A 10,134-nucleotide genomic window follows, 5' to 3' on the forward strand; every position below is an offset into this window, starting at 1 on the left:
GGTATATCGTGAACAGCCAAACTGCCGTCGAAGTGCCGCCTGTCCAGCGGCTGGGAGCCGACCTTCTGGTCGACAGCCTGTATCGCGGCGGCGCGCGCATCTGCTTCGCCAATCCCGGTACGACCGAGCTCGGGCTGGTCAGCGCGCTTGCCCGCGACGGACGGCTGCGCTGCGTGCTGAGCCTGTTCGAGGGTGTGTGCACAGGCGCGGCGGATGGTTATGCGCGCGTCTCCGGCGAGGTGCCGCTCACCCTGCTGCACCTTGGTCCGGGCTTCGCCAACGGCATCGCCAATCTCCACAATGCACGGCGGGCGGGATCGCGCATCGTCAACCTGATCGGCGACCATGCCACCTGGCATCTGGCCGCCGATGCGCCGCTCACGTCCGACATTCGCTCACTGGCATCGCCGGTGTCGAAGGAAGTGCTCTATTTGGGCAAGGTCGCGGACATTGAGACCGGGGTAACCGCAGCCTTTGCCGCCACGCGCCGGGACGGCGGCGGCGCCGCGACGCTGGTGATCCCCACCGACATCGTCGACGCGGTGGCGCCGGACGAGGCTGCGCCTGTGGCGGAAACCGGCGCAGGGCGGACAGCGGTTGCGGACGCGGTGATCGAAAATGCTGCGACCGGGCTGGCCGGGGCGGGCGAGGTGCTGGTGCTCCTCGGTGCCGATGCGCTGTGCGAACGCGGCATCCGCGCCGGCGCGCGCATCGCGGCGAAGCTCGGCGGGCGGCTGCTCATGGAGCCCTATCCGCCGATCGTCACGCTCGGCGGCGATCTGCCGGTGGTGGAACGCCAGGCCTATTTCCCCGACGACGTCACGGCGCAGATGGGCGATGCGACGGTCCTGCTTGCCGGTGCACGCGCGCCGATCAGCTATTTCGGCTATGAGGGCTGGCCGAGCCAGCTGGTGCCGGACTCCCGCCTGGTGACGCTCGCCGCCGCCGGAGACGACGCCGTCGACGCGCTCGAGCGCCTCGCAGCGACGATGGGCGCGACGGATGCGGCGGATGCGCCCGCGCCGGTGGCAGCGCCCGCGTTGAACCCGCAGGATGCGCTTTCCGCAGCCTCGGTGGTCGAGGAACTGATCGCCCAGCTGCCCGAGGGTGCGATCATTTCGCTCGAAGGCTCGACGCTTGGCGGGCCGTGGCTGCGCAACGCGCATCGCGCGCGGCGGCACCGGGTGATGACCAATACAGGTGGCGCGATCGGACAGGGCTTGCCCTGCGCGGTGGGCGCGGCACTCGCGGCGCCCGACCGGCGGGTCGTGTCGCTCCAGTCCGATGGCAGTGCGCAGTACACGCTCCAGTCGCTGTGGACGATGGCCCGCGAGGGGCTGAAGGTGACGGTGATCATCGCCGCCAACCACCGCTATGCGATCCTCCAGACCGAGCTGACGCGCGCATCGGTGCCGCTCGACCATGCCGTCACGGCCGACCTCACCCGGCTCGACAAACCGCGGATCGACTGGGTCGCGCTGGCGACCGGCTATGGCGTGGAGGCAGTGCGGGCCACCACCAATGCGGAACTGGCGGCGGCGCTGGAGAAGGGACTTGCGCTCGACGGTCCGCTGCTGATCCAGGCGGAGCTGCCGTGAACGACACGCACCCCGTCGCCATCCTGACCGGCGCCAGCGGTGGTCTGGTTCCCGGCATTGCCGACGCCTTGGCCCGGGCGGGCTTTGCCCTGATACTGACAGCCCGTGGGCTCGACCGCCTGCAAGCGGCGGCAGCGCAGCTTGCCGCTGCCCATGCGGTCCCGGTGACGGCGATTGCGTCCGACGCCTGCGATAGCGGCTCCATTCAGGCGCTGGTCCACGCGGTGCTCGACCGCTTCGGCCGCATCGACGTGCTGGTGAATGCAGCGGCAAGCTCCACCCCGATCGGCGGCCCGATCGAGGACGTGGATGTAGGCCTGCTGATCGATGCGATGAACGTCAAGGTCGGGGGCTATCTGCGCTATGCCCAGGCCGTGGTGCCCGCCATGAAGACGGCCGGTCGCGGGCACATCATCAACATCGGTGGGCTGACCGGCCGATCGAGCGACACGCTGAGCGGGCTGCGCAACGCCGCGGTGTCGCACCTCACCAAAGTGCTGTCGGACCAGCTCGCCCCGGCCGGCATTTCAGTCAACACGGTGAACCCCGGCATCGTGCGCACGCCGCATCTGGCGGAGCTGTTCTACGAAATGGCCGAGGAGCGCGGCCTTTCGGCAGCGGACATCGAGGGAGAATTTCTGGCGGACATTCCCGCCCGCACCATTCTCGAGCCGAGCGACATCGGCCGCATGGTGGCGTTCCTGGCGCTGGCCGAGGGGCCGCTGGTTACGGGCGAGTCGCTGACGGTGGACGGCGGCTATTCGCGCGGCGTCTATCTTTGAGGGGAAGCATGGCAATGCAGGGCCAACAGGGACAAGCGACCGGGAAATACCCGCTTTCGATGCGCGTGCTGCACTGGATGCGCGCCGCGCTGATCCTCGGTATGATCGCATCGGGCTGGTACATGACGCGCCTGCCCGAAAGCAGCACGCCGGCCTGGGTTTACCAGATTTTCTACCCCAATCACAAGCAGTTCGGCCTGCTCGTCTGGTTGCTGGCGATCGTGCACCTGCTGTTGCGCTGGCGCTATCGCAAGCTGTTGCCGCACGCGCCCGAGGCACTGAAGCCGTGGGAAAAGCTGCTGTCGCACATCGTCCACCGCCTGATCATGGCTTTCACCCTGCTGATCCCGATGCTCGGTTATGCGATGTCGTCCAGCTTCACGCAGAGCGACGGCGTGCCCTTCTTCTTTTTCGGCCAACTGCCCGAACTGCTGCCGAAGAACGACAAGGCCTTTGCGGTGTTCGACACGCTGCATGCTTATAGCGCCTATATTCTGCTCGGGCTGATCGCGCTGCACGTCGGCGGAGCCATCAAGCATCGGCTGCAGGACCGCAACGGCCCCACCGATGTCCTGCGCCGCATGTTCTGAGCCCTGCCGCCCAACACCCACGGGGATTTGAGATGACCAAGGACGATGCCCTGCAGCTTCTGCAGCAGGACCATTTCGACGCAGCTGGCTTGCCGGTGCACAATCCCGCCGACGGCAGCCTGGTCGCGACGGTCCGGCGCTATGATGTTCCCGCGTTGACTGGCATCATCGAGCGGGCCGACGCCGCCCGGGTGGAATGGGCAGCGCGCACGGCAAAGGCCCGTAGCGACGTGCTGCGCGCCTGGTACGACCTGATCGTCGAAAACACCGAAGCGCTGGCACTGCTGATGACGCTCGAAAGCGGCAAGCCGCTGGACGAGGCGCGGGGTGAGGTGCGCTACGGCGCTGCGTTCGTCGAATGGTTTTCGGAAGAAGCGCGCCGCGCCTATGGCGAGGTGATCCCCTCGCACGCGCCCGGCAAGCGCATCGTCACGCTGCGGCAGCCGGTGGGTACCTGCGCCGCGATCACGCCGTGGAACTTTCCCGTGGCCATGATCACGCGAAAGGTCGCGCCCGCCCTGGCGGCCGGCTGCTCGATCATCGTCAAGCCGGCCGAACTGACGCCGCTTTCGGCGCTGGCGCTGGAAACGCTGGCGCAGCGGGCAGGCGTGCCGCACGACCTGTTCCGCGTGGCGCCGGCGGTTCGTTCGGCCGATGCCGGCGACCTGTTCTGCACCCATCCGCTGGTGCGCAAGATCAGCTTCACAGGATCGACCCGGGTCGGCAAGATCATCATGGCCAAGGCAGCAGGCCAGGTGAAGCGGCTGAGCCTTGAACTCGGCGGCAATGCGCCCTTTATCGTGTTCGACGATGCCGATCTCGACAAGGCAGTGGACGGCGCGATCGCTTCGCGGTTCCGTAATGCCGGCCAGACCTGCGTCTGCGCGAACCGCTTCCTCGTCCAGCAGGGCGTCTATCAGCAGTTCGTCGAGAAGCTTTCGGCGCGTGTCGACGCAATCCGGGTGGGCGACGGTGTGTCTTGTCCGGCGGCCATGGGCCCGCTGATCACCGAGGCGGAGGCGCAGCGCGTTGCCGAACTGGTGCGCCACGCCGAAAGCGAAGGCGCCGTCGTGGTCGGATCGCCGCCCACGGTGCCCACCGGTGGCGCCTTCCACCCGCCGGTCGTGCTCGCGGGCGTCACGCCCGGGATGGCGATCGCGCACGAAGAGATTTTCGGACCGGTCGCACCGGTGCTCGCATTCACCGACGAGCAGGAAGCGCTGCGCATCGCCAACGATACGCCCTTCGGCCTGGCCGCCTATGTCTACACCGTCGATACCGCGCGGCAGTGGCGCATGATGGAGGGCCTGGAATATGGCATGGTCGGGGTCAATGACGGACTGATTTCCACCGAGGTGGCCCCGTTCGGCGGGGTTAAGGAATCGGGCTTCGGGCGCGAGGGCTCGCATCATGGGCTCGCCGACTACCTGTCGATCAAATATTGCCTCATCGGCAATCTCTAGAACCTGCGAAGAGGCGAGGCATGGCGAGCGATACCGAACGGTTCGAACAGGGGCTGGCGCTGCGCAGCGAAGTGCTGGGCGCCGACTATGTGGCCACGTCGCTGGCCAACGCGGATGATTTCACCCGGCCGATGCAGGAGCTGTCGACGCGCTATTGCTGGGGTGACATCTGGTCGCGCGACGGCTTGTCACGCCGCGATCGCAGCCTGCTCAACCTGGGCATGATCAGCGCGCTCAATCGTCCGCATGAGTTGAAGCTGCACGTCAAGGCTGCGCTCCGCAACGGACTGACACGCGAGGAAATCTGCGAGGCAATGCTGCAAGTCGCGGTCTATTGCGGCGTTCCGGCAGGCATGGATTCAACGCGCATCGCCCGCGCGGCGATCGCGGAGTTCGACGCAGAGCAGGCCGGGAGCAGCGCGGCGGAGTGAGGGTTGAGGGGGTCGAGTGTCCCTCTAACGCGCGGAAACGCATTTAGCTGGAACAGACGCAAGCGACCCCAGGGACCGTAGTCATCCCGGCTTTCGCCGGGATGACGGGGTATTTCGGTCCTGCGGGACTGTCCTGCTCTATCGGCGCGGTCAATATCTCCAACCGATGCTGCCGCCAATCCAGCGCGGCCGGGCATAGGTGCTCTGCGCCGAACCGAGCGACAGGCTATTGTCGAGGTCGTAGACCCGGTAGCGGCGATCGGTCAGGTTGTTCACAAAGCCTGCCACGGTCCAGCTTCCCCGCGTGAAGCTGATCCGCGCATTGCCGACGACGTGGCTGCGCTCGAAGTCGATCGGCGCGTTGAACGTCGAGAAATAGAACCCGCCGTCATACCGCCAGTCGGTATCGATCGAGGCCTGGCCGCCTGCGACGGCGAAGCTGTAGCCTGCGTTCCAGCCAACGCTCCATTCGGGCGCCTGCGGCATCACCCGATCGGTGACGCGACCGGACGGCAAGGCTACGTTGCTGATCTTGGTGTCGAGATAGGTGACGAACGCACCGAGACGCATTCCCTGCAGCGGGCGCGCGTTCAGCTCGAGCTCGGCCCCCGATACCTTGGCAGGCAGATTGGTGATGACTGCCGTCAGGCCCTGGATGATGAAGGCCTGATAGTCGCTATAGTCGTAATGGAACACGGCGCCGGACACATCCAGCTTGCGGTCGAGCGCCGAGATCTTGAAGCCGGTTTCGTAGCTGGTCAGCACTTCCTGGCGATAAGGAATCGTCTCGACCAGATAGCGGGCGTTGGCATCCTGGATCAGGAAGTTCGGAATGTCGAACCCGCCGCTCTTGGTGCCGCGGTTTACCGAGGCGTAGAACAGCACGTCGGTCGCCGGGCGGAACTCCAGGCCCGCCTTGCCGGACCAGTTGCGATAATATTGCACGGCCAGCGGGTTGTTGTCCGGGTTGAAGGTGACGTCGACGCCATTTAGCGTGACCACGCCGGTTGGATAGCCATAGCTGCCGACCACCGAGTGGCTGTACCAGTCGCTCTTGCGATCCCAGCTGTAGCGCGCGCCGAGCGTCAGCGTCAGCTTGGGCGTCAGCTTGTAGTCGAGCTGGCCGAAGGGCGCGAAGGACTGGGTGTGCTGTGGCCCCCCGGCCTGCAGCCGGCCCACGAGGAAGCCGGGGATGTTCCCGTCGATCGTCGCGCGGGCATTCGCATCGATGTAGAGCCCGTACAGGCCGGCGACCCAGGTCAGGCGATCATATTTGCCGGTCAGCCGCAGTTCCTGCGATACCTGCCACTGCGTCTGGTTCTGGTAATAGTTGAAGATGTTGAACGGCGTGCCATCCGTGTCTTCGCCATAGAACTTCTTGACGCGCTGATAATCGCTGATCGAGGTAAGGTCGATGTGATCGCTCAGCGGCTGTTCATAGCGCGCCGTCGCGCTCCAATAGGTGCGCCGGAAGCGCGGTACGTTGTTCAGCGCCTGGCTGAACGGACCGCCGGTATTGATATAGCCGAGATTGTCGGTGGAACCCGGGGCGGGAACGCCGAGGCCGTCCGCGTTCGGCTGCGCTGCCAGCCAGGAATAGGGCGCGCTCGTCTCGCCGCGGTTCTGGAGATATTGCAACTTCAGGCGGAACAGGCCGGCGTCGCCCACATCACTCTCGATCTGGAAGCGGCCGGCGAGGAAATGACGGCTGCCCACGTCCGGGCCAATGCGATTGTTGATATAGCCCCCATAATGATCGGAGCTCACCGTCAGACGTGCGCGAACGCGATCGCTCAACGGACCGCTGACGAAGCCGTCGACACCCACCTCGCCGAACGACCCTGCGGTCACGGTGGCACCTGCCTGCAGATCGCGGGTCGGCTTGGCAGTGATATACTGCACAAGACCGCCCGTGGCGTTGCGGCCGAACAGGGTCCCCTGCGGGCCGCGCAGCACTTCGATCCGTTCTAGGTCGAAATTCTGGCCGCTGATCGCCGAAAGGGCGGCGCCATAGACTTCGTCGTTATAGAAGGCGATCGGCGCCTCCTGGCTGTCGGCAAAGTCGTTCTGCGAGACGCCGCGGATGTTGAACGACACGGTCGTCGGGCTGAACTGCTGCACCTGGAAGCTGGGCACATGGTTGACCAGCGCGGTCACGTCCTGATGACCAACCGCCTTCAGCCCTTCCTGCCCGATCGCGGAAATGGCGAGCGGCACGTCGCGCAGGCTTTGCTGGCGCTTTTGTGCGGTCACGATGATTTCGGAGTCGGGAGCCGGCGCGGGGGCGTCCTTGGCGGAGGTCTGCCCATTGTCTTGCGTGGGGGAGGTGGTTTGCGCGCGCGCTGTCGCCGTGAACGGCAGAAGAGATACTGCGGCAAGCAACACAAGGCGAACACAGTGGGTTTGTTCGGACATAGCTCCCCTCTTCGCGAATAGGCGACTGCCGCGATCGTGCGGCGCGATTCCTGCTGCGGACTCCTCCGTTTACTCGGAGGCAATTATTGCTGTTTCTGGGGGAGCATTGTTGCGAAGATTCAATAAAAACGCAACGGTAAACTTGAAGGGCGAAATGCCGGCGAAGGAAGCCCTAAGATCGCTAGATTGTTTTTCATAATATATTGATATTAAAAGGTTTTGATGGTTTTTGCGAGTTGCAAATATGTAACAATGTCAGGAAAAATCGTGCGAGGTGCGCAATTGGGGAACGAGGTGGGCGGTGCCACGCGAATCGGTCTCGTGGCCTAAGCCGTGGCATTGTGCCCCACTACGCCGTTACGCAGGCAGGTAAGGCGCGCGCGGCAATTACATCGATTTCGACAAAATACTCCTCGCTCGCGATCCGCGGAACGAACAGCAACGTGGCAGCCGGTTGGATGTCCCCGAACACCGAATGACGCATCGTCCGCAGCATTACCGGATCCATCGGCTTGGTCACATAGGTCGTTAGCTTGACGATATTCTCCGGCGACATTCTCCGGCGACAGGCCTTCCGCCCGGAGGATTACGGCAATCGTGGTGATCGTCTGCAGATATTGCTCCTCAATGGACGTGGAAACGGTGCCATCGGGGGGGGGGGCATCGACCTGGCCGGACAGGAAGATCAACTCCGTCCCGGCGCAGACCGCGGCAACGTTCGAATGGGGGCCATAGGGCGGGGTAACACCATCGGGACTGCTGAAGCGGATGCAATGAGACAAAGTGGTTCTCCCTCGGAACTGGCCGGACGGACTCTGGCATAAACCAAATATACGTAACAAAATGGCGTTAAGGGCTATTATTGTTGCAAATGATCAATAATATCCCTATGAGGGGCGCCCCCAGCCGCGAATGAAGATGGCTGGTTTCGCTCGACATCCAGGAGGTGGGGTTGCGCAGCACGCAGTACGACATTCTGTTCGAGCCGGTGCAGATCGGGCCGGTCACGGCACGCAACCGCTTTTATCAGGTGCCGCATTGCAACGGCATGGGTCACCGGGCGCCGTCGGGCATGGCGGCGATGCGGCGGGTTAAGGCGGAATGGGGCTGGGCCGTCGTCTGCACCGAAGTGTGCGAGATCCATCCTTCGGCCGACATCTCGCCGCACAATGAGGCGCGGCTATGGGACGACCGCGATATTCCGGCACTGGCGCGCGCGGCCGACGCCATTCACGAATTCGACTCGCTTGCCGGTGTGGAGCTCGGCCATCACGGCTTCCGGGCACAGAACCGCATTTCGCGTGAAGTGCCGCTGGGGCCGTCGTCGCAGTCGGTGGTTTCCTATGATCCCGTTCAGTCGCGCGCGATGGACAAGGAGGACATTCGCAATCTCCGGCGCTGGCATCGCGCTGCGGCGCTGCGCGCGAAGCAGGCCGGGTTCGACCGTATCGTTGTCGCAACCGGCGCGCACTGGCGGCGCGACGGGGTCGGTCGGTACCATCGTCAGGCGCCCGGCGGTTGGGATGCAGACGCAATCTTCACCCCCGACGACATCATGGACGGCAGGATTCCGGAAGGGCCGGTGCTGCTGTTCGATGACGACCATTATTACATGGGCGGAGTCATCGCCGAGCGGCTGCGCGATCTGGGCCGCGAAGTAACACTGGTGACGCCGGCGGCGTTGGTTTCGAGCTGGACTGGGAACACGCTGGAACCGCCCCGCATCCAGGCACGCCTGCTGGAGAAAGGTGTGGAAATCCTCGCCAACCATGGCGTCACCGCATTTGCTGACGGGACTGCGACCTTGGCATGTACTTTCACCGGTCGCACGCGGCAGTTGCCGGCGCAGTCGCTCGTGCTGGTGACGTCGCGCACCGCGGACGACGCTATTTACAGCGAGCTGACTGCCGATCGTGATGCGCTGCACGCGGCAGGGATCAAGTCGGTATCGCGTATCGGCGATGCGCTGGCGCCCGGGACGATCGCCGCAGCGGTGTTTGGCGGCCACCGCTATGCACGCGAATTCGAGCTGCCCGAAAGCGATGCCGTGCCCTTCCTGCGCGAGAATTCCGAACTTGGGCCCTGGGAGCTTGCCAGCGCTGCCGACTAGGTCCGGTCGGTACCAGCTCGACAGGGCGAGCAAAGCTACGGCGAAAGGAGCAAGTGAACGTGACGGCAGAGTTCAAACAGACGATGCGTCGGCTGGCGAGTTCAGTCGCGATCATCACGGGCGGAACAGGTGAGGGGTGGACCGGGATCGCCGCTACCGCCGTTATGTCGGTGGCGGCCGATCCGCCGACGATCCTGGTATCGATCAATCGCGCCGCATCCTTGTGCGCGGTGTTGCAGCGGGAAGAGTGCTTCTGCGTGAACCTTCTCGCGACACGTCACAAGGACCTGGTGGCGGTGTTCGGCGGCGCAGTGAAAGGCCTGGAGCGGTTCGCCACAGGAGACTGGGTAGCGTCGAGCGCCGGCCTGCCGGTCCTTCGGAATGCGGCGGCTTCGATGGAGGCGAAGATCGTGTCACGGATCGACGTCGCCACGCACACGCTTTTTGTCGGAGAGGTGGAGGAGATCACCAATCACCAGATTATCGACCCGCTGATCTGGGCGGACGGGCGCTGCGCGACGCCTTCCTTCCTAGGCTGAAGCACTCAGGCGGCCTCACCCGGAGCTTTCGCTCACACGCCTCGAGATGAAGATCGCATCAAATTCGGATTCGCTAGGGTGAGTAGCCCCTAGATTTCTGGACGCCTTGGATCCTAATTTTGAGGACAGGAGCCACAGCCGCATTGAGGCAAGCTGGACCATTGCAAGGAAGTTGGCCGCGAGCTTGTCGTATCGGGTGGCGACGC

General features: G+C 64.5%; 10 protein-coding genes. 7 read left to right on the forward strand and 3 right to left on the reverse strand.

Annotated elements, in window-relative coordinates; genetic code table 11:
• The first annotated feature begins 8 nt into the window (after positions 1-8).
• Genes ACT53M_RS19040 through ACT53M_RS19060 form a run of 5 tightly spaced genes read left to right on the forward strand, consistent with a single transcriptional unit; the run spans position 9 to position 4,864 of the window.
• Positions 9-1,598 carry an acetolactate synthase large subunit gene (locus ACT53M_RS19040; protein WP_476235437.1) on the forward strand — a complete coding sequence of 530 codons (1,590 nt, stop codon included), beginning with the start codon at positions 9-11 and terminating at the stop codon, positions 1,596-1,598.
• Complete coding sequence (locus tag ACT53M_RS19045) at positions 1,595-2,380, forward strand: SDR family NAD(P)-dependent oxidoreductase (RefSeq protein ID WP_476235438.1); 786 nt, start codon at positions 1,595-1,597, stop codon at positions 2,378-2,380. The genes ACT53M_RS19040 and ACT53M_RS19045 overlap by 4 nt, the downstream gene beginning before the upstream one ends.
• 14 nt (positions 2,381-2,394) lie before the next feature.
• Positions 2,395-2,970 (forward strand): cytochrome b, encoded by a 576-nt coding sequence (locus tag ACT53M_RS19050; RefSeq protein WP_476235440.1) that lies wholly within the window; start codon positions 2,395-2,397, stop codon positions 2,968-2,970.
• A gap of 32 nt (positions 2,971-3,002) precedes the next feature.
• Entirely contained in the window at positions 3,003-4,433 is a 1,431-nt protein-coding gene (locus ACT53M_RS19055; protein ID WP_476235441.1) for an NAD-dependent succinate-semialdehyde dehydrogenase, read from the forward strand.
• A 20-nt stretch (positions 4,434-4,453) separates the two neighbouring features.
• Positions 4,454-4,864 (forward strand): carboxymuconolactone decarboxylase family protein, encoded by a 411-nt coding sequence (locus ACT53M_RS19060; protein ID WP_476235443.1) that lies wholly within the window; start codon positions 4,454-4,456, stop codon positions 4,862-4,864.
• Positions 4,865-5,014: 150 nt separating this feature from the next.
• Here the strand turns inward: ACT53M_RS19060 and ACT53M_RS19065 are convergent, their stop codons facing one another.
• Together ACT53M_RS19065 and ACT53M_RS19070 are read right to left on the reverse strand one after the other, a co-directional pair.
• Entirely contained in the window at positions 5,015-7,117 is a 2,103-nt protein-coding gene (locus ACT53M_RS19065) for a TonB-dependent receptor (protein ID WP_476235445.1), read from the reverse strand.
• A gap of 511 nt (positions 7,118-7,628) precedes the next feature.
• The gene (locus ACT53M_RS19070; RefSeq protein WP_476235447.1) at positions 7,629-7,835 is read right to left on the reverse strand and encodes a RidA family protein; all 207 of its coding nucleotides are present in this window, start codon (positions 7,833-7,835) and stop codon (positions 7,629-7,631) included.
• Positions 7,836-8,231: 396 nt separating this feature from the next.
• On the opposite strand from ACT53M_RS19070, the gene ACT53M_RS19075 reads away from it, so the two are divergent.
• Positions 8,232-9,389 (forward strand): oxidoreductase, encoded by a 1,158-nt coding sequence (locus tag ACT53M_RS19075; RefSeq protein WP_476235448.1) that lies wholly within the window; start codon positions 8,232-8,234, stop codon positions 9,387-9,389.
• Between the two features lie 53 nt (positions 9,390-9,442).
• Entirely contained in the window at positions 9,443-9,928 is a 486-nt protein-coding gene (locus tag ACT53M_RS19080) for a flavin reductase family protein (RefSeq protein ID WP_476235450.1), read from the forward strand.
• Between the two features lie 15 nt (positions 9,929-9,943).
• Here ACT53M_RS19080 and ACT53M_RS19085 read toward each other — a convergent pair.
• Positions 9,944-10,134 (reverse strand): hypothetical protein (locus ACT53M_RS19085; RefSeq protein WP_476235452.1); only part of this gene is annotated, 191 nt, incomplete at its 5' end.

This window comes from Sphingomonas sp. DMC6 (assembly GCF_056314225.1).